The 22,213-nt window shown below is 64.4% G+C and carries 22 protein-coding genes; 9 read left to right on the top strand and 13 right to left on the bottom strand.

Annotated features, from left to right (window positions below; genetic code table 11):
* Positions 1–4: 4 nt before the first annotated feature.
* From cls to VVR41_RS04665, 4 genes are read right to left on the bottom strand one after another with little or no spacing between them, the layout of a single operon-like run.
* Positions 5–1,468, bottom strand: a complete 1,464-nt coding sequence (gene cls, locus VVR41_RS04680) for a cardiolipin synthase (protein ID WP_368523793.1) — start codon at positions 1,466–1,468, stop codon at positions 5–7.
* Positions 1,465–2,256, bottom strand: a complete 792-nt coding sequence (locus VVR41_RS04675; RefSeq protein WP_321102578.1) for an exodeoxyribonuclease III — start codon at positions 2,254–2,256, stop codon at positions 1,465–1,467. Before VVR41_RS04675 ends, cls begins: the two co-directional genes overlap by 4 nt.
* A gap of 4 nt (positions 2,257–2,260) precedes the next feature.
* Positions 2,261–3,241, bottom strand: a complete 981-nt coding sequence (locus VVR41_RS04670) for a GNAT family N-acetyltransferase (RefSeq protein ID WP_368523792.1) — start codon at positions 3,239–3,241, stop codon at positions 2,261–2,263.
* On the bottom strand, positions 3,242–3,814 hold the full coding sequence (locus tag VVR41_RS04665) for a peptide deformylase (RefSeq protein WP_321101075.1): 573 nt from the start codon (positions 3,812–3,814) through the stop codon (positions 3,242–3,244).
* A gap of 15 nt (positions 3,815–3,829) precedes the next feature.
* Between VVR41_RS04665 and VVR41_RS04660 the strand changes: the two genes are divergently transcribed.
* From VVR41_RS04660 to VVR41_RS04650, 3 genes are all read left to right on the top strand, one after another.
* Positions 3,830–4,042 (top strand): DUF3263 domain-containing protein, encoded by a 213-nt coding sequence (locus VVR41_RS04660; protein WP_368523791.1) that lies wholly within the window; start codon positions 3,830–3,832, stop codon positions 4,040–4,042.
* 59 nt (positions 4,043–4,101) lie between these two features.
* The gene (locus VVR41_RS04655) at positions 4,102–4,899 is read left to right on the top strand and encodes a LytR C-terminal domain-containing protein (RefSeq protein ID WP_368523790.1); all 798 of its coding nucleotides are present in this window, start codon (positions 4,102–4,104) and stop codon (positions 4,897–4,899) included.
* 296 nt (positions 4,900–5,195) lie between these two features.
* On the top strand, positions 5,196–6,329 hold the full coding sequence (locus VVR41_RS04650) for a glutamate--cysteine ligase (protein ID WP_368523789.1): 1,134 nt from the start codon (positions 5,196–5,198) through the stop codon (positions 6,327–6,329).
* On the opposite strand, the gene VVR41_RS04645 is transcribed toward VVR41_RS04650, so the two are convergent.
* The 8 genes from VVR41_RS04645 to VVR41_RS04610 form a co-directional block, all read right to left on the bottom strand.
* Positions 6,326–6,763 carry a monovalent cation/H(+) antiporter subunit G gene (locus tag VVR41_RS04645; RefSeq protein WP_368523788.1) on the bottom strand — a complete coding sequence of 146 codons (438 nt, stop codon included), beginning with the start codon at positions 6,761–6,763 and terminating at the stop codon, positions 6,326–6,328. The genes VVR41_RS04650 and VVR41_RS04645 overlap by 4 nt on opposite strands.
* Complete coding sequence (locus VVR41_RS04640) at positions 6,760–7,038, bottom strand: monovalent cation/H+ antiporter complex subunit F (protein WP_368523787.1); 279 nt, start codon at positions 7,036–7,038, stop codon at positions 6,760–6,762. Before VVR41_RS04640 ends, VVR41_RS04645 begins: the two co-directional genes overlap by 4 nt.
* 5 nt (positions 7,039–7,043) lie before the next feature.
* On the bottom strand, positions 7,044–7,553 hold the full coding sequence (locus tag VVR41_RS04635; protein ID WP_321101063.1) for a Na+/H+ antiporter subunit E: 510 nt from the start codon (positions 7,551–7,553) through the stop codon (positions 7,044–7,046).
* A 2-nt stretch (positions 7,554–7,555) separates the two neighbouring features.
* Positions 7,556–9,328 carry a Na+/H+ antiporter subunit D gene (locus VVR41_RS04630; RefSeq protein ID WP_409338275.1) on the bottom strand — a complete coding sequence of 591 codons (1,773 nt, stop codon included), beginning with the start codon at positions 9,326–9,328 and terminating at the stop codon, positions 7,556–7,558.
* Between the two features lie 55 nt (positions 9,329–9,383).
* Complete coding sequence (locus VVR41_RS04625) at positions 9,384–9,875, bottom strand: Na(+)/H(+) antiporter subunit C (RefSeq protein ID WP_321101059.1); 492 nt, start codon at positions 9,873–9,875, stop codon at positions 9,384–9,386.
* On the bottom strand, positions 9,876–12,863 hold the full coding sequence (locus VVR41_RS04620; RefSeq protein WP_368523786.1) for a Na+/H+ antiporter subunit A: 2,988 nt from the start codon (positions 12,861–12,863) through the stop codon (positions 9,876–9,878).
* 255 nt (positions 12,864–13,118) lie between these two features.
* Entirely contained in the window at positions 13,119–13,727 is a 609-nt protein-coding gene (locus VVR41_RS04615) for an acetyl-CoA acetyltransferase (protein ID WP_368523785.1), read from the bottom strand.
* A 347-nt stretch (positions 13,728–14,074) separates the two neighbouring features.
* Positions 14,075–15,421: a dipeptidase gene (locus tag VVR41_RS04610; protein ID WP_368523784.1), complete on the bottom strand. Its 1,347-nt coding sequence runs from the start codon at positions 15,419–15,421 to the stop codon at positions 14,075–14,077.
* Positions 15,422–15,738: 317 nt separating this feature from the next.
* On the opposite strand from VVR41_RS04610, the gene groL reads away from it, so the two are divergent.
* The 4 genes from groL to VVR41_RS04590 all read left to right on the top strand — a co-directional run bounded on the left by groL (position 15,739) and on the right by VVR41_RS04590 (position 20,076).
* Entirely contained in the window at positions 15,739–17,376 is a 1,638-nt protein-coding gene (gene groL, locus VVR41_RS04605) for a chaperonin GroEL (RefSeq protein ID WP_368523783.1), read from the top strand.
* A 206-nt stretch (positions 17,377–17,582) separates the two neighbouring features.
* A complete protein-coding gene (locus VVR41_RS04600; RefSeq protein ID WP_321102516.1) occupies positions 17,583–18,404 on the top strand; it encodes a MetQ/NlpA family ABC transporter substrate-binding protein in 822 nt (273 codons plus the stop codon).
* Complete coding sequence (locus VVR41_RS04595) at positions 18,404–19,414, top strand: methionine ABC transporter ATP-binding protein (RefSeq protein WP_368523782.1); 1,011 nt, start codon at positions 18,404–18,406, stop codon at positions 19,412–19,414. Before VVR41_RS04600 ends, VVR41_RS04595 begins: the two co-directional genes overlap by 1 nt.
* Positions 19,411–20,076 (top strand): methionine ABC transporter permease, encoded by a 666-nt coding sequence (locus tag VVR41_RS04590; RefSeq protein ID WP_368523781.1) that lies wholly within the window; start codon positions 19,411–19,413, stop codon positions 20,074–20,076. Before VVR41_RS04595 ends, VVR41_RS04590 begins: the two co-directional genes overlap by 4 nt.
* Before the next feature lie 69 nt (positions 20,077–20,145).
* Here VVR41_RS04590 and VVR41_RS04585 read toward each other — a convergent pair whose 3' ends face one another.
* On the bottom strand, positions 20,146–21,192 hold the full coding sequence (locus tag VVR41_RS04585; RefSeq protein ID WP_368523780.1) for an alpha/beta hydrolase family protein: 1,047 nt from the start codon (positions 21,190–21,192) through the stop codon (positions 20,146–20,148).
* A 560-nt stretch (positions 21,193–21,752) separates the two neighbouring features.
* Here VVR41_RS04585 and VVR41_RS04580 point away from each other — a divergent pair.
* Both VVR41_RS04580 and VVR41_RS04575 read left to right on the top strand, forming a co-directional pair.
* Entirely contained in the window at positions 21,753–21,950 is a 198-nt protein-coding gene (locus VVR41_RS04580) for a hypothetical protein (protein WP_368523779.1), read from the top strand.
* A gap of 33 nt (positions 21,951–21,983) precedes the next feature.
* The gene (locus tag VVR41_RS04575; protein WP_368523778.1) at positions 21,984–22,124 is read left to right on the top strand and encodes a hypothetical protein; all 141 of its coding nucleotides are present in this window, start codon (positions 21,984–21,986) and stop codon (positions 22,122–22,124) included.
* Positions 22,125–22,213: the final 89 nt, after the last annotated feature.

Here is a 22,213-nt window from a genome sequence, read left to right as displayed (position 1 = left end):
AGTCCTACTGCACTTCCGAGGTCAACTTCATCACGTTGTCAATGTAGCGGCGGTACCAGGGTCGCTCGCCCCAGCGCTCCAAGGTGAGCTCGCGCGAAACCGACATGTAGGTGTCGGCAACAGCCTTGATCTCGCCGAGCAGGGGGCCTTCGGCGATAAACAGAGAGTTCTCGTAGTTCAGCGTGAACGAGCGCATGTCCATGTTGGACGAGCCGATCACACCGATCGAGGCCTCTGAGCCCGGGTCCGCGAGCGCGAACTTGGAGTGTAGGACGTACGGGGCGGGGAACTCCCAGATGTGTACTCCGGCTTCGAGCAGCTGCTCGTAGTAGCTCGACTGGGCGTGGTGGACCATGAATTGGTCCGCCTTTTCGCCGACGAGCAGGTCAACCCGCACGCCGCGGTAGCAGGCGGTGGTAACGGCTTCGAGCAGCGTGTCGTCGGGGACGAAATAGGGCGAGCATAGGATGAGCCGCTCGCGCGCGTTGTGGATGAGCGTATTGAACATCCGCAGGTTCGGCTCGGCCTGATAGCCCGGCCCGGACGGCACGAGTTGGACGATGTGGTCGCCGTCGGCCTGAACGGGAGGCTCGAGCTGAATGCGCTCGCCGGACTCGGTGTACCAGTCGACGGCGAACATCGCTTCTAGTGAGGTGACGATCGGGCCTTCGAGCTCTACGAAGGCGTCCACCCAGCGGCGCCCAGCACGCACGTGCTTGCGGACCAAGTAGCTGCGGTCAATGAGGTTGAAGCTGCCGATGAACCCGACGCGCCCGTCGATGATGATGATCTTGCGGTGGTTGCGCAGGTCCGGCCGGCGCCAGCGCCCGCGCAGCGGGTCGAGGGGCAACATGCGGTGGTAGTCCACGCCGATGGCTTTCAGCCGTTTGCCGAGTTTTCGGTAACCCGGGTACTTCAGCGAACCGATGTGGTCGAAAAGCAGGCGCACGTGGACGCCGCGGGCGGTGGCGCGCTCGATGGCTTCGAAGACGCGCCAGGTGGTGCGGTCCCAGGCCACGGCATAGATTTCGATGTCAACGTAGGTCTCGGCGGCGTCGATAAGCTCCGCGATGCGGCGCATGGTCATCTCGTAGTCGGCCCACAGGTGTCGCACGTCCGCGTGGACGGCGGGAAAGCCCGTCAGGGCGCGGTTGAGCCGCACGAGCTCGTCGTTGTCAGCGCCGAGCTCGACGCCGTCGGGCACATCGGGGATGCCGAGGTGGACGTTTTCGAGCTCAGCGTCCGCGCGTTGCTGGATGCGGTGGCGGCGCCGTGAGACGTAGTTCGAGCCCATCATCAGATACAGCGGCAGGCCGACGACGGGAAGCAGCAGAATGAGCAGCAGCCACGCGTTGGCGCTTGAGGGGCGCCGGTTCGACGGCACGATACCGATCATGACGAATTTGATGCCGTAGTCCAGCGCCATCAGCGCGAACTGCCACCAGGAAATGTCTAAGGTTAGAGTCATCGGACGCAGTCAAGCGCTAATGTGCGCGTGTCGTAGTCGGCCACCACCGGCGCGTGGTCGCTGGCGCCGGTGCCTGTGCGCTCGTCGACGTCAACCCACGCCTTTGCTAATCTGCGCCCCATCGACTCTGTCACCAGCTGAAAATCAATCAGCATGCCCTGGTTCTTCTGAAACCGCAGCGACTTGTAGTCCCAGAAAGAGTACCGGTCGTCGTGGGTGACCTGGGTCAGGCCCGCCTCCAGCAGCATCTCGAAGGCGGCGCGCTCCGGCTCGGTGACATGCGTTTTGCCCTCGAACCAGGAGATGTCCCAGACGTCCTCGTCGCGCGGGGCGATGTTGTAGTCACCGCAATACACCGCGGCCGCGGCTGGGTCGATGGAGTCGCGCAGCGCGTAGAGGAACTCGAGCTTGTAGTCGTAGTGCGCGTCCCCAATCGCGCGCCCGTTAGGCACGTACAAGCTCCACACGTCGACCCCGCCGCAGGTGGCACCCACCGCGCGGGCTTCAACCTGGGGCTCGCCCTGTTTGGCAAACGCCGGCTGGCGGTCGAAAGAGTCACGCACGTTATCGAGCCCGACGCGCGAAGCTAGCGCGACGCCGTTCCACTGCGAATACCCGACGTGCGCGACCTCGTAACCGGCCGCCTCGAAAGTAGAGTAGGGGAACTTCTCGTCGGTGACCTTGGTTTCCTGCATCGCGAGGACGTCGATGTCGGTGCGCTCGAGAAAAGCGGTGATGCGCTCGGCGCGGCTTCGCACCGAGTTGACGTTCCAGCTGGCAATGCGCATGGCTCTACCCTAACCCAGCGCCGGAGACCTGGACGGCGTAGCGGTGGCGGTGGTGCTCGATGAACCCGATCTTTTCGTACAACGCCACGGCCGCCGTGTTGGACTGCCGCGTCTGCAGGTAGGCGGCATCCGCGCTGCTGTCCGCGCCCCAGGCGAGCACGCTGCGGATGAGCTCTTCGCCCAAGCCGCGGCGCCGCCACGGGCGCGCCACCTCGACGGCTGAGTATCCCAACCAGGTTCGCCCATCAGCGGAGGAGGTCACCGTCACCCGTGTCACCGCCACCGTTTCCCCATCGATAACTAGGCGGGCGAAGCCGAGCGTCCCATCGATCTCACTCGCGATGGCTTTGAGCGCCTTTACAGGCAGGGTGCTGCCGCGGAAGTGGTACAGCTCCAGCCACGCCTCGTCTGGTTTGGCAAGGACATCGAAGCGCGGCGAGGCGGTGTGCTCGGTGGAAAGGCTATGGGTCATCACCAGGATTTCCTCGCCCAGTGACCACCCGCCAGCACCCACGAGCTTCAGCGCGGGTTTGCCAATGCGTTCTGGGATTAGCAGCTGCACCGGCTGGTTGTGGCGGTGGTAGAACCGCTCCAGCTCGGCGAGCGGGACGGGGTTGAAGCCCGCGCTGTGTCCTAGTGGGGTCGCTGAGTTGGAGCGTTCGGCGATGTCGGCGCCGGAGCGGGCGAGCCAGCCGTCGATAAGCTCGTGCTCGTGGCCCGGAAACGCCTTGGCGTAGGCCGCCTCAACTGCGCGGATGTCGGAGTTGCGCACGGTGCGCGGCGAGAGCTTCTTGATGATGTCGGCCTGCCCAATCTCGACCGCCTCGCGGGAAGAAGGCGCCCCGCCGAGCTCCTGCGGACGCAGCACCAGCGGATCAAGGCTGACGACATGCCCGAGAACCTCGTTGAACTTCTCGCCGCAGCGCTGGCGCACCACGACCCGGTCCCCGACGGTGATGTCGTCAGAGCGGAAGAAACCGTTCATCTAGTGGCCGAACGGATCCTCGTCGGTACCGGGAAGCCAGGTGTTGCCCGGCACGGTCCACCCGTTGGCTTTGATGACGCGTTTCGCCTCGCGCTTGTAGCGGCCGGTAAGCACGTCCGTGTAGAGGAACCCGTCGAGGTGACCCACCTCGTGCTGCAGGCAGCGCGCGAAAAATCCCTCGCCCTCGATTTCGATCTCGTTGCCGTTTTCGTCCAAGCCGGTGACCTTGGCCCAGTGGGCGCGGCCGGTCGGCCATCCTTCGCCCGGTACGGACAGGCATCCTTCGTCGTCCTCACCGTCGTCGCGCGGCATGGTCTTGGGGATCTCGCTGGTCTCGAGCACCGGGTTGATCACGGTGCCGCGGCGCATCGTATCGCCGTCGGGGCAGTGGTAGACGAACAGGCGCAGGTCGACACCAATCTGGTTCGCGGCCAGGCCGACGCCGTGGGCGGCGTCCATGGTCTCGTGCATGTCGGCGATGAGCTCGGCCAGCTCCTCAACCGGCTGTTCCACCAGGCGGGTGGGGTTGTGGAGGACGGGGTCCCCGTGAATCACGATGGGTCGAATTGTCATGCCAATATATTAGGCATGCTTTCCCCGGATGACTTAGCCATCCTCGACTTCGAGGCCTCGGCCCCCCGCGCGGTGGGCGCGAAGGAAGAGGCGATCCGCCAGCGCCTCGACTTGACGCCGGTGCGTTACTACCAGCGGCTCAATGTGCTTCTCGACGCCCCCGAGGCCCTCGCCGCCCGACCCCAGCTCGTGCGCCGGCTGCAGCGCATCCGCGACGACATGGCGTAAACGCTGTTTCTCGGCGCGTCTCCCGGCGTTACGGGTTCTGGTTATCTAATGTGGCTGCTGTGAATCGTGATAATACTGAGCCAGTTGATTCTTACGACAACGACGGCACCGACACCTTCCAGGCCGTCGACGCCGAGGACTACCGCGGCGCCCACCGTGCCGACGGCGACGACTACGCCTACGCTGCGGGCACCGGCGCAGGAAGCACTGCTGCTGCCGCCGGGGGCATCCCGAAGCGCGGCCTCGGCATGGTCCTCATCGCCGTCGCCGCAATCCTTCTGCTCTGGGGCGTCTACGCGTTGACTCAGGGCCCCGCCGACCAGGCGAGCAACACCGCAGGCAGCGCGACCACTGGTGTGCCGACTGCAGCCTCCGCCGCGCCGTCGGCTGCTGGTCAGCCCGGTGCTGTTGCGCCGTCGGCGGCTCCGTCTGCTGAGGCTGGTACTGAGGCTGAGGCTCCGGCTGATAATGCCCCTGAAGCTCCGGCTCCTGCTCCCGCTCCGGCTCCGGCCGGTGCGCCGCTGACCCGCGAAACCGCCGAGGTCCTGGTGTACAACAACTCCCCAACACCGGACCTTGCCAGCCGCACCGCCGACCAGCTGGGCCGCGACTACCAGGTGGTCAACAAATCGAACGACGCCGCGCAGATGAACCTGCCCGAGCAGACCTACGGCATCTTCCCGCAGACCACGGTCTTCTTCGACCCGGCCGTCCCGGGTTCCGAGCAGGTCGCAGCCGATGTCGCCCAGCGCGTCGGCGGCACCCCGATGCCGGTTACCGAGGTGCCGCAGGGCGCGTCTCTGCCGCGCGAAGCCACCGGCAACGCCCGCACCGTCACGGTCGTCCTGGCTGGCTAGTTCTGGTCCCAGCGCGCCCGCAGCGCCTCACCTTGGGTGGGGGTTGCGGGCGTTTTTGGTGGTTTGGCGGTTTGGTGGTTTGGCACCAGTGACAAATCTGGCCAGGGTGAAAATCTGACCTGGGGAAAGTGACACATCTGCACAGCCACCCGACACATTTGTCACCGACCACGGACAGCCAACCACCAACCCAACCAACCACCAACCACCAACCCAACCAACCACCAACCACCAACCAACCACCAACCCAACCAAAAACCCGCAGCGCAAAACCCCTCCCCGGTAAGCTTTCCGTCATGGATCCGTACCGCGACTTCGCCCGCTCACCCAAGCCGACGCTGGGAGTGGAGTGGGAGATCTGCCTCGTCGACCCCGAAACGCGCGATCTTGTCCCGCGCGCGGCAGAGGTCATCGACGAGGCTCACTCGCGATACCCGGAGCTTCACTTGGAGAAGGAGTTTCTGCAGAACACGGTCGAGTTGGTCACTCCGGTGTGCACCAACACCGCCGAGGCCCTCGATAACCTGCAGTCGACTCTGACCAAGCTGCGCACCGTCGCAGAGGACAAGGGCCTCAAGCTCTGGGCCGGCGGCGGCCACCCGTTCTCGGACTTCCGCACCCAGCCGCTCAGCCCGAAGATCACTTACCAGGAGATCATTGAGCGCACCCAGTACTGGGGTAGGCAGATGTTGCTGTGGGGTATCCACTGTCACGTGGGCATCCGCCACGAGGACCGGGTGTGGCCGATCATCAACGCGTTGATGACCAAGTACCCGCACCTGCTGGCCATTTCGGCGTCGAGCCCGGGCTGGGACGGCATCGACACGGGCTACGCCTCGAACCGTACGATGCTCTACCAGCAGCTGCCCACTGCCGGCATGCCGTACCACTTCGACACCTGGGACGAGTGGGTGCAGTTCATGACGGATCAGCGCACCTCAGGGGTGATCAACCACACCGGGTCGATGCACTTTGACATTCGTCCGGCCGCGAAGTGGGGCACTATCGAGGTGCGCATCTGCGATGCGACGTCCAACCTGCGCGAGCTCGCCGCGGTCGTCGCGCTGACCCACTGCCTGGTGGTGCACTACGACCGGATGCTCGACGAGGGCAGGCAGCTGCCGAGTCTCCAGCCATGGCACCTCGCCGAGAACAAGTGGCGCGGCGCCCGCTACGGCCTCGAGGCCCTCGTCATCACCTCCCGCGAGACTGACGAGCGCTGGGTGACAGAGGAGCTCGCCGAGCTTGTCGACGTCCTCCAGCCCATCGCCCGGGAACTCGGTTGCGTCGATGAGCTCAACCTCGTTCTGGAAGTCCTCGAGCGCGGTCCCGGCTACAAGCGGATGCGCCGGATCTACAACGTCCACCGCGACTGGAAGCCGGTCGTGGACGCGTCCTGCCGGGAGATGATCGAGCTCGCCTGGCGCTAACGCTGCGCGTCGGTGTCGAGCTCGACGCGCATCGGCTCGTTGCGCTTGGACGCAACGCCGCGGCGCGGCTGGAGCTCGGTGGGGTGCTCGTTGCGCGACAGGGAGTCTTCATCGCCGTAGAGGCCTTCGCGGCGGGCGATGCGCCCGAGTCGCTGCGCGGTGACCGGGTTGGTCATGAGTGCGAAGAGGACGAGCAGGACGAGGACGCCGACGTCGCCGCGCTCGCCGGGGCCGAAGGTGGGGTGGGTGACAACGCGGATGAGCGTGCCGATGACCATGAGGACCAGGCCGGTGGTCTGGGGTTTGGTGATGGCGTGGATGCGCGACATGGTCGACTTGAAGCGCACCGAGCCCACCGCGGCCGAGAAGACCATGAAGGCCCCGGGGAGGATGAAGATGAGCGAGACGATGTCGCCAATAAGGTGCCAGTTCACAGTGAGCCGTCCTTTCGGCGGAAGCGGGCCACAGCCAGCGAGGCGATGAAGCCGAGCAGTGCGATGACCATCATGATGTTGACCACGGTGGTATCGAGGGTCCAGGCGATGTAGAGGGCCAAAACACACTGGAGGGAGGCAGTCACGGCGTCGTTGCCGAGCACTCGGTCCATGGAGTCAGGCCCGACGACGATGCGCCAGCTGATGATGAACATGCCGAGGACGATCAGGGCCGCGGCGATGGTGAGGAAAAAGGTGTACAGGGTGTGGTCCACGGTGCCTACCTCCTGCTTTCGAAGATGTCGATCATCTGGCGTTCGAGCTTGAGCACGTTGTTGATCTCCCTGTCGATGTCGTCTTCGGTCTCGGCGTCGAGGACGTGGATGGTCCACTCGCGGTTGGCGATGTCGATGTCGGAGACCGAACCACCGGGCTGCAGGTTGTAGAAGCAGGTGGCGAGGTAGAGCACGAGGTCGTTAGAGACGCGCATCGGAACCCGCAAGATGGCGTTGCGCGGCGGCTCCTGGGGGCGCAGCGCGAGCCAAGCCACCTTGATGGAGGCGGTGATGAGGGTTCCGATCCATTGCAGCAGGAAGACAAACAGCTTGCCGTAGTGGATCTTGTAGTCGCTGACCGGTACCTGCGGCAGCGGCAGCGCCAAGACGATGATGGTGGCCAAAGAGACACCGGCAATGAGGTTGCCCCACGTCAGCTCACCCTGCAGAAGGATCCACATGACGGTGAGCCAGAGGACGAACGAGGGGTGGAAGCGTTTCGCAATTCCGGACATGGTTACTGTTCACCTCCGACGGCGTTGCTGCGGGCGCCGACAGGCTCGGGCACGGCGACCGTGGAAACACCGGTGGCATCGGGGATGGACCCGCGGTCGTCGACAGTTCCGTCGTGCTCGCTCGCGGGCGCGAGGGAATCCTCGCGGTTGCGGTTTGTGATTTCGTCGCGGGTACCGCGGTTGGGTTCGACGGCGGGGCGGTCAAGGCGGCGCGTCGGATCGTCGGCATTCTCGCCGAGCACGGCACTGCGGTAGATCGAGCGGTCGGAAGCGGATTCGGCGGCGCGGTCCGTAACAGACGCCATCGGCCCGGCGAGCACCGTGATTGCCAGAGACGCGACGACGAGGGTGGTGGTGGAGGCAACCATGCCAACCGGCAGGCGGCCGACGTCGTCACGCTCATCCTTCGACACTGTCTCCTTGACGTCAGCGAGCGCGGACGGACGAGCGATGACAACGTCACCTTCGGGGGCGTCGGCGCGATCGCGTAGGAAACCCTTCGACCAGACGATCATCATCACGTACAGGGTCAGCAGCGAGGTGATAACCGCGCCGGCGATGAGCACCCAGCTCAACCAGGAGCCTTCGTTAGCGCCGGCCTCGAGCAGCATGATCTTGCCCAGGAACCCGGAGAACGGTGGGATGCCACCGAGGTTAAGCGCCGGGATGATGTACAAAATGGCGATCAGCGGCGCCGTGTAGAGCAGCGAGCCGAGGCGGCGCAGCTGCGAGGTGCCGGCCTGGCGTTCGATGAGACCGACGACGAGGAACAGCGTGGTTTGCACAAGCACGTGGTGGACGGCGTAGAAAATCGCGCCGGACAGTCCCTGCAAGGTGCCAAGTGCCACACCGAAGAGCATGTAGCCGATGTGGCTGACCAGGGTGAACGAGAGCAGACGCTTGATGTCGTTTTGGGCGAGAGCGCCCATGATTCCCACGATCATCGTGGCCAGGGCCACCCACATAAGCATCGTGTCGAGCGAACCGGCGGTAAATACCGAGGAGCGCATGCGGATGATCGAGTAGATGCCCACCTTGGTCAGAAGGCCCGCGAACACGGCGGTGACGAGCGAGGCGGCGGTGGGGTAGGAGTCGGGCAGCCAGGCGTCGAGGGGGAAGACGGCGGCTTTGATGCCGAAGGCCACGAGCAGCGTGGCGAAGATAGCGGTGCGGGTGCCGTCCGGGATCTCCTCCATGCGCAGGCCAGCCTGGGCCATGTTCACGGTTCCCACCGAGGCGTAGACCATCGCAAGCGCGAAGAGGAAGACCATCGACGAAGCCATCGAGACGACGACGTAGCTAATGCCCGAGCTCACTCGCGCGGGGGAGGCGCCCATGGTGAGCAGGATGTAGGAGGCCACGAGGAAGATTTCGAAGCCGACGTAGAGGTTGAACAGGTCGCCGGCGAGGAACGCGAGGTTCACGCCCATGGACAGCAGCATGTAGGTGGGTAGGAAGACGGCGACGGGGTCGTCCTCGACGCCGTCGCGAAGCCCCTGCGAAATGCCGTACCACATGACGGCGAACAAGACGATGGAGGAGACGAGCAGCATCACAGTGGAGAGGCGATCGGCCACTAACGTGATGCCGATGGGCGCGTCCCACCCACCCATCTGCACTGTTTGGATGCCGTAGAGGTCGGCGACGAGCAGCAGTGTGGTGGCGATGCCGGCGAGGGCGAGCAGCGCGATGAACGCGATCGCGCTCTGCAGCTGCACCCAGCGGCCGGTGACCAGGATCAGGGCTGCGGCAACTGCGGGAAGCAGCACCGCCATCGGGATGAGCTGGTGTGCGTGGGGCAGTGCCCACGCCGCGTACGCGAGAAAGAAATCAGTCACCCTTGGCCTCCTTGACGGGCTCCTCGAAGCTGCGGGGGCCGAAGCTGTCACCTGACGAGCTCGCGCGCCCAGTGCGGGGGTCGTCGGACGCGTCGTGGTCCGGCGCCGCGGACGGGGTCGACGGGCGCGCAGCAATCGCCCGGTCCTCCACGTCGCGTTCAATCACGTCGGCGGTGCGGTAGCGGTACTGCCTGTACGCCAGCGCCAGCATGAAGGACACCAGCGCCATCGAGATGACGATGGCGGTCAAAATCATCGCCTGCGCCAGCGGGTCAGCGACGTGATCGCCGTAGAGTTCGCTCTCGCGGCCGCGTATGGGCGGGGAACCCGCCTGCCCGCCCGCCTGCAGGATGAGCAGGTTCGCGCCATTTCCGATGAGGGTCAGCCCGAGGATCATGCGCAGCATGACGCGGTCGAGCATCAGGTAGACCCCGGCGGCGATGAGCACACCCGAGCCGATCAGCAAAAAGAGGTTGGCCTCCATTTATTTCTCGCTCCTTTCGCTTGTCGACGCCACCCGGATCGACGTCGATCCCGACGTCGCCACCGCCTCGCGCTCCGAGGCGCGTTCCTGGCGGCGTGCGTTCTGCTTCTCGCGGCGGACCTTGTTCTTCTCCTGCAGCTGGCGTGCGCGCTCGCGGGCGCGCTCCTTGCGCTGGTGCTCCTCGTAGTCGAGGTGGGCACCCACGGACAGGAGGACGTGCATGGTCAGGCCGATGACGATGAGGTAGACACCCGCGTCGAAGACGAGGGCCGACGGGATCGCGACCTCGCCAATCAGCGGCAGATCCGGCTCGATGTACCCACTGGTCAGCGGCGGGTTGCCCAAGAACATGGGGGCGATCGCCGCCACAGCGGCAACGATGAGGCCGACTCCCAGCATCTTCGCCGGGTCGATGGGCAGCGCCGCGGTGATCTCGCGGCGCCCGCCGGCGAGGTAGCGCAGTGCCAGGGCGAGGCCAGCGACAAGGCCACCGGCGAAGCCGCCGCCCGGGGCGTTGTGGCCGCCGAAGAAGAAGTACATCGACAACAAGAACATCGACGGGAACAGCACGCGGGTGGACACATCGACCATGAGCGAGCGGTTCTGCGCCGTTTCGGTGTCCACACCTGCGGCGAGCCAGCGCGGCTTGGTGGTTAGCAGTACCGGTCGCCGCGAGGGGCGGCGGAACGAGCCGGTGCCGTAGATGAGGCTGGCTACACCGGTCGCGGCGATGACCAGAACGGAAATCTCGCCGAAGGTATCCATCGCACGCAGGTCCACGAGCAACACGTTGACGGTGTTCGCGCCGTGGCCGATCTCGTAGGCCAGGTCGGGCATCGCCGTCGAGATGGGCTCTGCCACGCGCGACGAGATGGCGGTCATGGCCACCACCACGACGGACACGCCGGTGCCGATAGCCAACCAGGAGCGCAGGCGCACGTCCTCGGCCCGGACTTCGATCTCGGTGGGCATCTTGCGCAGCACCAGCATGAAGATGACCATGGAAATCGTCTCAACCAGCACCTGCGTTAGTGCGAGGTCGGGTGCGCCGTGGAGGGAGAAGATCACGGCCATGGAGTAGCCGCTGAGCCCGACCATGACAACGCCGGAGAGGCGGTTGCGCTGCAGTGTGGCGGCAACGGCCACGATCACCAGGAACGCGACCGTCACACCCTGCAGGGGGCTGTCCCACACGATCATGCGGATCGAGTTGCTGTCTCCGAGGATAAGCGCGGACAGCGGCAGGACCATGAGGACGAAGAAGATAACAGCCAGGTTGATGGTCAGCGAGCCGCGCTGAGTCGACGCCGTCAGGCTGAGCGACCAGCTGCGCAGGCGCGCGAGGATGTTGTCCCAGACTGCGTCGGCGTCACCAAGCGCGGGCTTATCAAACTGCGCCTTGGCCACCAGGCGGCGCTGCCAGAACATGATGGAGCCGAGCGCAACAATGATGGCAGTGAGCAGCAGCGGCAGGGTGAATCCGTGCCACAGCTTCAGGTAGGAGCCTTCGACGTCTGGGAAGCGCACGTCGAGGTACTCGTTAAACGCATCCGACAGCGGCAGCGGGAAGACGCCGAGGACCGCGGTGATGGCTGTGAGCAGGAAGGGCGACAGCCACAGCGCCGGGCCAATGGGCTCCATGCGCTCAACAGCTTCCGACGTCACGCCGTCGCCCTTCGTGGCAAAAGCACCGTACAAGAAGTGCAGGGAGTAGGCCATGGTGAGGATGGATCCGGCAATCAGGCCGACGAGCATCATGCCGCCGGGCATGCCGACGAGGAGCTCTTCGTGCAGGACAGCCTCGAGCGCGGCCTCCTTGGACACGAAACCGAACAGCGGGGGAATGCCCGCCATCGACGCTGCGGCGATAACGGCCAGCGTGGCCAGCAGCGGGGCGCGGCGGCCGAGGCCGGAGAGCTTGCGGATGTCGCGGGTGCTGGTGGAGTGGTCGATCGCGCCGACGATCATGAACAGCGCTGCCTTGAACAGCGAGTGGGCAAACGTCAGCGCGAGGCCCGCCATAGTCGCCTCGCGCGAACCCACGCCCATCACTGCGGTGATGAAACCGAGCTGGGAGACGGTGCCGTAGGCGAGGATGAGCTTCAGGTCTTTTTGCTTCAGCGCCATCCAGCCGCCGAGCAGCATGGTGAACACGCCGGTGCCGATGACCACGATGTGCCAGGTCGGAACGGCAGAGAGGTCCGGGGCGAGGCGGGCGACGAGGTAGATACCGGCCTTCACCATCGCGGCCGCGTGCAGGTACGCCGAGACCGGGGTGGGCGCGGCCATCGCGCCGGGCAGCCAGAAGTGCCACGGTGCCTGGGCGGACTTGGTCAGCGCGCCGAGCATGATCAGCACGATCGCCACGGAAATCGCCGGGGCGGAGTCGATGTTTGCAAACTGGGAGATCTCGGACAGGCGCCAGATTCCGGTCTGGCGGCCGAGGAGAATGATGCCCACAAGCATGGACAGGCCGCCGAAGGTGGTGACAATGAGCGCTTGGAGGGCCGAGCGGCGCGCGGAGGCGCGCTCGCCGTAGTAGCTCACCAGCATCTGGGACAGGATCGATGTCAGCTCCCAGAAGACGTACATGAGCAGGAAGTTGTCGGAGATGACAAGCCCGTACATGATGGCGGCGAAGCCGGTGAGTTGCCCGCCGAAGACCGCGAGGCGGCGCGGGTTGGAGTCGAAGTATCCCCAGCAATAAAAAAGGACGAGTGCGCCGATGCCGAGGATGATCAGGCTGAACAGGCCTGCCAGGGCATCGAGGCGGAACTCCAGGTTCAGGTGGGCGCTGGGCATCCATGTGTATCTGGCGAGGATTTCACCGCCGTTGCTGAATGCTCCGTCATAAAACAGACTCACCATCCACGCGAACCCTCCCAGCGGCACGAGGGCGAGAAGCGCGAAGGCGACGCGTCCGAGTGCGCGAATCAGGAAGGGGGCGGCGAAGGTGGCAACGAACAGCGCGACCATCAATGTCAGCACGTGGCAGGCCCTCCTCAAGCTCCGTTTTGTGGCGGACCTGTACCCACGCGGGTGGTGAGGCGGGGGCAGACCCAGTTCGTGTTCTAACCGCGTCCAACGATCCCTTATATGAACCCACGCATGGGCCCGAACATGGGACTGCACTCCACCGCATCAACTTGAGTAGCTACCCAAACAAATGTGAGGCGCGTCATGTCGTGGCGCGACCAACATCGACAACTTTACATTTATGCGCGGCTTTTAGCGAAGGCGGCCTTAGAAGTTTCCGTGGATGCGCTGAGCCGCCGAGGACAGGGCCGCGGCAACGGAGTGGGATGCATCGGAGTGGAATCCAATGGCCCATGCGCGGCGGTTCTCGTTGGTCTGGTGCTGGACTTTGACGCAGGTGACGGTGGCTTCGTAGAGCTCGATCTGGTGGAAGGAGAGCATTTCGACGAAGCGGCCGTAGCGGTGGAGGACCTCGGTGATCGCCCCGACTGGGCCGGAGGCGGTGACTTCCTCGATGGAGGTGTGCGGAGTGGCGGTCTTCGGCAGCGCGGTAGTAGCCAAACGGAAGTGGGTGTTCAACCAGGATTGGGCGGATGCGTCGGTGATGGCGACGTGGAACGTGGGGGCTGGGGCGTAGGTGGCCATGAACAGGCCCCAATCCATTCCTTCTGCCTCGTCGCGCAGGTCCCGCGGCAGTTTCCTGTCGATGTCGTACCGTGCCTGCAGCGGATCGCGGGTGTCGCGGAAAACGGTGGCGGTTCGCGTTTGGGTCTGCGTCTGAACGTGCGGTGCGGTTCCGAACTGGGTTCCAAACTGAGTGCCAAACTGGGTGTTGAAGTAGGTGGCGAAGCTGGTGTCGGTCAGATTGCGGGTCATCGCGGCCGGTTTCCTTCTTGTGGCTCGAGGTTGGTTTTCACCGGTTCTCGTGGTGCTGGTAAGTCCTACCGACTACTTCCCCGTGCCACATGAACCGGTGGGCTATGTGTGGCCGGGGTACGTAGCCTTTGCTACCGCTGCTGCGAGAAGAAGAATCTGAGTCACGTAGGTCACACTAACGGAGATAAATGTGGCCTGCAACTCATTTTTGAAACTATTTTCCGCGTCACGTTCCATAGGGTGGGCAGGAACGCTGTTTAACTCCCAAAATGTGGGAAGCGTAAAGCCCCGCGCGCCGGGGTGAATCCGGTGCGCGGGGCTCGTCTTGGGTGGGCAATCCGGAGAATCTACGCCCCGAACCGCCGTAGGAACAACGCTTCGGCCACCGCGATGCGCTCGATCTCGCTCGGGTCTACGGACTCGTCGACCCCGTGGATGCCGCACTGCGGCTCCTCCACGCCGAACAGCGCGATCTCGGCGTTGGGGAACTGCTCCTGCAGCGTGATGGTCAGCGGGATGGAGCCACCCGCGCCGACAACGGCAAGCGAATCGGTGCCGTAGGCCTCGCGCAGGCACTCGCCCAGAAGCTTGGCGGCCGGGCCATCGGGGTCGGTGGAGAATGGTTGGTTGAGGCCAGAGATGTTTACCTCGACCTTCGCGCCCCACGGCGTGTGGGCGCGGATGTGCTCCTCCATCTTCTCTGCCACGAACTCCGCGTCCATGCCGGCGGGCACGCGCAGGTTGAACTGCGCTTCGGCGCGTGGGTTGACGGCGTTGACCGCTTCGGCGACCGGGGTGGAGGTGAACCCGATCATCGTTACCGCCGGTCGCGCCCACACCATGTCGGCGGGCTCGTCCTCAACGGTGCCGAGGAGCTGTACGCCCTCGAGCACGCCGGCATCGAGGCGGAAGTCCTCGCGGGTATACGGGTCGCCCTCCCACGTGGCGAGGCAGCTGACTCCGTCGATGGATGTGCGGCCGTGCTCGTCGAAAAGCGAGTTGGCGATGCGCACGAGGGCGTGGGCCGCATCCGGTGCCGCCCCGCCGAAGCTGCCGGAGTGGATCGCGCCCTCGAGTGTTTCCACGGTGACGTTGACCTGCGCCCCGCCGCGCAGTGACGTGGTCAGGGTCGGGGTGCCGACGGCGACGTTGCCGGAGTCTGCAATAAGTATGGCATCGGCGGCGAAGAGGGCCGGGTCGGATTCGATGAGGCGCACGAGCCCGTCAAGCCCGCCGAGCTCCTCGGATCCCTCGACGACGACCTTGAGTCCGAGGTCGGTTCCACCCGCGGCCTGGGTAAGACGCAGTGCCTCGAGGTGCATGGCGAGGTTGCCCTTGCAGTCGGCGGCGCCGCGGCCGTACCAGCGCCCGCCGCGCTCGGTCAGGGTGAAAGGGTCGGATGTCCATGCGGCGGGGTCGCCGGCGGGGACGACGTCGTAATGCGAGTAGAGCAGCACGGTCGGGGCGTCGCCGACGGGGTCCTTCGTGGCGATGACGGTGTCCGCATCGTCCACGGTGGCGTGGCGGGTCACGTTAAGCCCCAGCTGCTCGAGCGCGGAGACGGTCCAGGCGCACGCCGCCTCGTGCTCGCTCGCAAGCTCCGGCGTGGAGTGGGGCGAGTTGAAGGAGACGAGGGCGGACAAGTCCGCGAAGATGCGGTCGCGGTGCGGGGAAAATGCGTCGGGGGTCGTCATGGCCCCGAACGTACCACCGCGGTTGGTGCCGTTAAGCACAGTGCTTATCGACGCCCACCTGCACCCATCAACCCTCACGCCGCGTCGTTGCACTCGGGGGCCGAGAGTGCTAAAAATGGTCACTAGCACTCGACGCATGTGAGTGCTAAGAACGAATACTCTCAAGTAGGTGAGGCTGACACCACTCATCAGCCGTGCCGTCGCGGGCGCCTGCTTATCCGCTGACGTCCGCCTGGCCCCAACGTTTACGGAGCCGGGCGGTGGAGTGTCGTCGCTCAACGAAAACTCTGACTCACTAAGAGGAGCAACAAACTCACATGGCAAAGATGATCGCATTCGATGAGGAAGCACGCCGCAGCCTTGAGAACGGCCTGAACACCCTGGCAGACGCTGTCAGGGTCACCCTCGGCCCCAAGGGTCGCAACGTCGTCCTGGAGAAGTCCTGGGGCGCGCCGACCATCACCAACGACGGCGTGACCATCGCTAAGGAGATCGACCTCGAGGACCCCTACGAGAAGATCGGCGCCGAGCTGGTCAAGGAAGTAGCGAAGAAGACTGACGACGTCGCCGGCGACGGCACCACCACCGCTACCGTCCTCGCCCAGGCACTCGTGCGCGAGGGTCTGCGCAACGTTGCCGCTGGCTCCAACCCGATGGGCATCAAGCGCGGCATCCAGGCTGCGACCGAGAAGGTCTCCCAGTACCTGCTCGACAACGCCAAGGAGGTCGAGACTCAGGAGCAGATCGCCTCGACCGCGGGTATCTCCGCCTCCGACCCGGAGATCGGCAAGAAGATCGCCGAGGCCATGTACGCCGTCGGCAACGGTGCCGTAAACAAGGAATCCGTCATCACCGTTGAGGAGTCCAACACCTTCGGTGTTGACCTCGAGGTCACCGAGGGCATGCGCTTCGACAAGGGCTTCATCTCCGCGTACTTCGCCACCGACATGGAGCGCGGCGAGGCCGTCCTCGAAGATCCGTACATCCTCCTGGTCTCCTCCAAGATCTCCAACGTCAAGGAGCTCGTCCCCGTCCTGGAGCAGGTCATGCAGTCCGGCAAGCCGCTGCTGATCATCGCCGAGGACATCGAGGGCGAAGCCCTGTCCACCCTCGTGGTCAACAAGATCCGCGGCACCTTCAAGTCCGTCGCCGTCAAGGCACCGGGCTTCGGCGACCGCCGCAAGGCCATGCTCCAGGACCTCGCCATCCTCACCGGTGGCCAGGTCATCTCCGAGGAGGTCGGCCTCTCCCTCGAGACCGCCGGCATCGAGCTGCTCGGCCAGGCCCGCAAGGTCGTCATCACCAAGGACGAGACCACCATCGTCCAGGGTGCCGGCGACCAGGCCCAGATTGACGGCCGCGTCAAGCAGATCCGCGCCGAGATCGAGCACTCCGACTCCGACTATGACCGTGAGAAGCTGCAGGAGCGCCTGGCCAAGCTGGCCGGCGGTGTTGCCGTGATCAAGGTCGGCGCTGCCACCGAGGTGGAGCTCAAGGAGCAGAAGCTGCGCATCGAGGACGCCGTCCGCAACGCCAAGGCTGCCGTTGAAGAGGGCATCGTCGCCGGCGGTGGCGTGGCCCTGCTGCAGGCCGCCAAGGAGCTCGAGAACGACCTCGGTCTCGAGGGCGACGAGGCGACGGGCGTGAAGATCGTCCGCGAGTCCCTCTCCGCTCCGCTGAAGCAGATCGCGCTCAACGCCGGCCTCGAGCCGGGCGTTGTGGCCGACAAGGTTGCCAACCTCCCCGACGGCCAGGGCCTCAACGCGGCCACCGGCGAGTACGTCGACATGATGGAGGCGGGCATCAACGACCCGGCCAAGGTCACCCGCTCCGCACTGCAGAACGCGGCCTCCATCGCCGCGCTGTTCCTCACCACCGAGGCTGTTGTCGCGGACAAGCCGGAGCCGGCTGGCGCTGGCGCTGGCATGGACCCGGAAGCAATGGGCATGATGTAAGAATTCTGTAGCCCCGCTACAGATATATAAGGAGGTGCACCCCCGGCGACGCTGCCGGAGGTGCACCTCCTTTTTGTGGATATCCACCCCGGCCTGACTGTTGTACAGATCCTTCCATTGGAACTAGACAAATCTGTTTGCTTTGGGCGTACAGGCAGGTGTAAGTTTTGATAGGTCTTATTATCTCAATGCTTTAGGAGTTTCTAATGGCACTTACGCGTTCTGCGGCTGCCCTCAGCGCGATTGCGCTCGTTTTCTCCCTCAGTGCCTGCGGTTCCGACGCGGAGACCGACGCCAAGACGATCCGCGTCGGCGTGTCCCCCGGACCGTACTCCGTGCTGTTCCAAGACGGAATTGATCCCATTCTCACCGAGGAAGGCTGGAACATCGAGTACACCGAGTTCACCGACTTGCAGCAGGCCGATATTGCCGTGCAGGAGGGCTCGGTGGACCTCAACGTCGACCAGCACACCGCATACATGAACGTGTTCAACCGGGAGAAGAACGCTGACCTCGCCTCGTTCACGGAGATCCCCACCGTGCCCGCCGGCCTGTACTCGGAGCGTCACTCGACCATGGACGCAGTGGCCGAGGGGCAAACCGTGGCTATCCCGCAGGATGCCTCCAACACCTCCCGCGCCTACAACATCCTTGCCAGCGCCGGCTGGATCGAGATCAAGGACGGCGCGGACCCGGCCCTGCTCACCGAGAACGACATCATCAACGACCGCTACAAGCTGGACATCAAGACGATGGACTCCGCGACCATCCCGCGTGCTCTTCCTGATCTTGACTGGGCTGTCATCCCCGGTGCGATCAGCTACTCCTCCAAGGTCGACCCGAGCCTGCAGCTGTTCCAGGAGACCCTGCGCCCGGAGCTGATCCTCGTCGCGGCCACCCGCTCCGACGAGATCGGTGAGGAGTGGACGAAGGCTGTCGCCGACGCGTACCGCGACGACTCGTTCCACGAGTTCCTGGACAAGGAAAACGTGAACAACTACTGGTTCGTCCCGGAATCCATTAGGTAATGCCCGCAGTAACCTTCAACCGTGTCACCAGGACGTACGGTGACATCACCGCCTTGGAGGATGTGAGCTTCGCCGTGCCTGCGGGCTCCATCTGCGGTGTGGTGGGCACCTCCGGTGCGGGAAAGTCCACCCTGTTGCGCACGGTCAACGGGCTGGAGGTCCCGACCGGTGGGTCCGTGACCGTGCTTGGTCAGGAACCAGCACAACTCAAGTCCGGGGAGCTGCGGGCTCTGCGCCGCGACGTTTCCATGATCTTCCAGCACTACAACCTGCTCGGCTCAAAGACGGTGGCGGAAAACGTTGCGATTCCGCTGCGCCTGGCAGGGGTGGGCAAGGCGGAGATCGCGCAACGCGTGGCGGATGCTCTCGACCTCGTGGGGCTTACCGATCGTGCCGGCCACCTCCCGCGCCAGCTTTCCGGCGGACAGCGCCAGCGCGTGGGCATTGCCCGTGCACTGGTCACGAACCCCAAGATCGTGCTGTGCGATGAGCCGACGAGTGCGCTGGACCCGATCACGACCGCGCAGATCCTCGACCTTCTGGTCAAGATCAACGACGAGCTCGGGATCACCATCCTCATCATTACCCACCAAATGGATGTCATTGCCAAGATTGCGGACTTTGTCGCGGTGCTCGAGAACGGGCGTTTGGTGGAAAAGGCCTCCGTCGGCGAGATTTTCGCTCGTCCCCGCGCCGAGCTGACCCGCCGTTTCGTGGAGACCGTGGTCCCGCAGCGACTCCCGGCATCGTTGGCGCAGGACGCTGCGAAAGGTGCGTTGGGCACGGTCGTTCGTGTCGTCCACGAGGGCGGGGCCGGCCGGAGCCTTCTCAACGACCTGCACAAGATCTTCGGGGTCGATGCCTCATTGCTGCATGCTGCCGACGCCCCGCTGCGGCACACCACAGTCGGCACCATGGTGCTGGGGCTCCAGGGGTCAGACGATCGGGTGGGCCAAGCGCTGGACTGGCTTGCCGCCCGCAACGGAATCACTGAGGAGGTGCTGTCATGACCGACCTTTTTGAGACACGTGTGACGCTGCAGCAGTACGTCGATGCAGGCTGGGAAACCCTCTATATGGTGGGTATCTCGCTTTTCATTGGCGCGCTCGCTGGGATCCCGCTAGCCCTCGTGCTGGTCATCACGCGGCCAGGGGGACTGCGGCCGCGCCCCGTGATCTACCACATCGCCAATGTCGTGGTGAACATCATCCGCTCGCTGCCATTCGTCATCCTGATGGTGGCCATCGTGCCGTTGACCCGGCTCATTACCGGCACCTCGATTGGTACGACCGCGGCGCTGGTGCCGTTGACCATCTATATTTCTCCGTTCATCGCCCGCCTCATCGAGGCATCGCTGCTTGAGGTCGGCTCCGGAATCCTCGAGGCCGCAGAGGCGATGGGCGCGACGATGTGGCAGACCATTTTCTGGTTCATGCTGCCCGAAGCCCGCGCGTCGATCATCCTCGCGCTGACCACGGCGACCGTCGGCCTCATCGGCGCAACCGCGATGGCCGGCACTATTGGCGGCGGTGGAGTGGGTGACCTGGCCATCTCCTACGGCTACCAGCAGTTCGATACCTTCGCGATGCTCGCAACCGTCATCATCCTCATCATCGTGGTTCAGGCCATCCAGTCTCTCGGTAATTGGCTTGCTCGCAGGGCTCGTTACTAGAGCGCAGCGCACGAAAATGGGGCCTCACCGTTAGGTGGGGCCCCTTCGCTTTGCTTGGCGACGATCGGCCTACTTCACGTGCTGCGACAACCACTCGCGCTGCAGCGGGGCGCTCGCCGGCACGGTGTCGCCGTGCGTGGCGTCCGCGACCTCCTGGTACTCCACGCTCGCACCCTTGCCCTGCCATGCCTTAATAACGGACTTGATCGACTCGCGGTTAACAGTCGTGTCCTTGTCGCCCGCCACCACGAACACCGGGCCCTGCGGCAGCATGAGCTCCATGCGCTGCTCGTCCAGCAGGTCCTGCATCGGCTTCGTGTTCGCCTTCGAGATGAACAGCTCGCCGCCGGACGTGTCCGCGACCTCCGTGCGCATCTCGGGCAGGGTGAGCTTTTCCGCCTTATCGACGAGCTCCTTGCCGCGCTCGCTCAAGAACTCGTCGCCGTCGACCCCGTCGAAGGCGTTAAGCGCACCCGCAATGACGATGGGGAAGAAGCGCACCGCGGTGCCCTTGAGCATGCGGGCGACGTCGACGGGGCGCACGCCCATCAGGCGCAGGTTCTTGTTCACCAGCTCTGTGTCGCCGGGAGCGATGGCGACGGTGGCCGCGAGACCTGCGGCCGGGTTATCGGCCGCCGCGATGGCCGCGTAGCCGCCCTGGCTGAAGCCGACGTTGATCCAGCGCTCGCCCGAGCCGAACTTCTCACGGGTCGACTCCACGAGGCCGTTGATTGCTCCGGCGAGTGACCCCTTGTGCATGTAGGTCGCGCTGACCTCCTCGACGCCGAGGCCTTCATAATCTGGCTGGGTGACGATGTAGCCCTCATCAACCCACCCTTGCAGGTACTCCGTCCAGGGGGTGATGTAGCGCTCGATGGGGTCGCCCTTGGTGTGCAGCGACGGTGCACTGTTGGTGGACAGCCCGGTCGTGCCGTGTGCCCAGCTGAAAATCGCGCCGTCGGCGCGGCGGTTCTCCGGAATCGTGACCAGGCCCGTCATGGGGACAGGGCCGCGGGCGCCCTCAGCGGTGTAGCGCACCCGGTAGGTTGCCGCACCGGTCGGGGCGGCCGGCACCTCGTCGTTCGGGGTTTCGATCCATTCGGCGGCGGTGTCCATGTTTTCCTCCATGCTTTGTGGGGCCGTGTGTGGGCCGTGTGTGGGCACTGTATTCATTGCGGCTGGTGCGAACCCAGCGCAGTTCCGAGTTCCCACTTTAGGCGCTGGACGCTGCTGTGCCTGTGATGGTGAGCATCCGGTGCTCTCGTCCTCATTGATGCACAAGCATTGCCTGACGCTGGGGCGATGTTGCTTGGCTGTCTACGAACGGCAGTGAATCCCCCCGGATTGGGGGAGCGGATAAACCGGTTTTGGCGCGCGGGGAACCCCGATTATCGGTGATGAAATTCCCGCCGTTACAGAAGTCTTTCGCCGTTCACCTTGCATTTACCGTTTCGCGAACGTCTCCCCAGTTCATGCGCATAGTTTAATAATCGAAAGAATTCTGCTGTGTGCCGTAGGTAACGGTCGTGCAAAGATTCGCTCACGAATGAATCGAAGCGAGATGTTGACGGGGTTGGAGATTGTGGCAAGATGTTCCGTGTGACGCTCCACGGGGTGTCAGAATCTGTCCAGATACGCCAGGGTCACTCTGGCACCTACTCCAAAAGGGGAAAAACATGGATCTCGGTACCATTGCTACCCAGTTCAAGGACCTCGGCACCGTGCTGAACGCTATCGCTAAGCTTTTCTCGGTCACCGAGAACGGTGGCCTCTACGACGTTTTTAAGACCATCGGTGGTCTGTCCAGCGACGACAACGCTTTCGAGGGCTCCTCTGAGCTCTTCTCCGGTTCCTCCAAGTCCGACGCTAAGTAATCGGTCTTACACACTTTTTGAAAGGATTTTGACATGAACGAGATCTCCTCCCAGTGGGTTGAGCTTTCCTCCGGCGACGGCATCGGCGCCACCTTCATCGACCTGGCCGAGACCTTCGGCGACTTCTTCAAGGCTTTCGGCGACCTCGCCGGCGTTGCTGCGAAGTACATGTAAGGACTTGTGGGTTTAGCCCACACCTTGCACCGACCCCGTCGCATTGCGGCGGGGTTTTTGCATGCTTGCAGGGCGCGCATCCAGGCATT

It is taken from the genome of Corynebacterium sp. LK2510 (assembly GCF_040946405.1).
Classification (GTDB): Bacteria; Actinomycetota; Actinomycetes; order Mycobacteriales; family Mycobacteriaceae; genus Corynebacterium.
The sequence above is the reverse complement of the archived record's forward strand: the minus strand, read 5'-3'. Positions and strand labels throughout refer to the sequence as shown.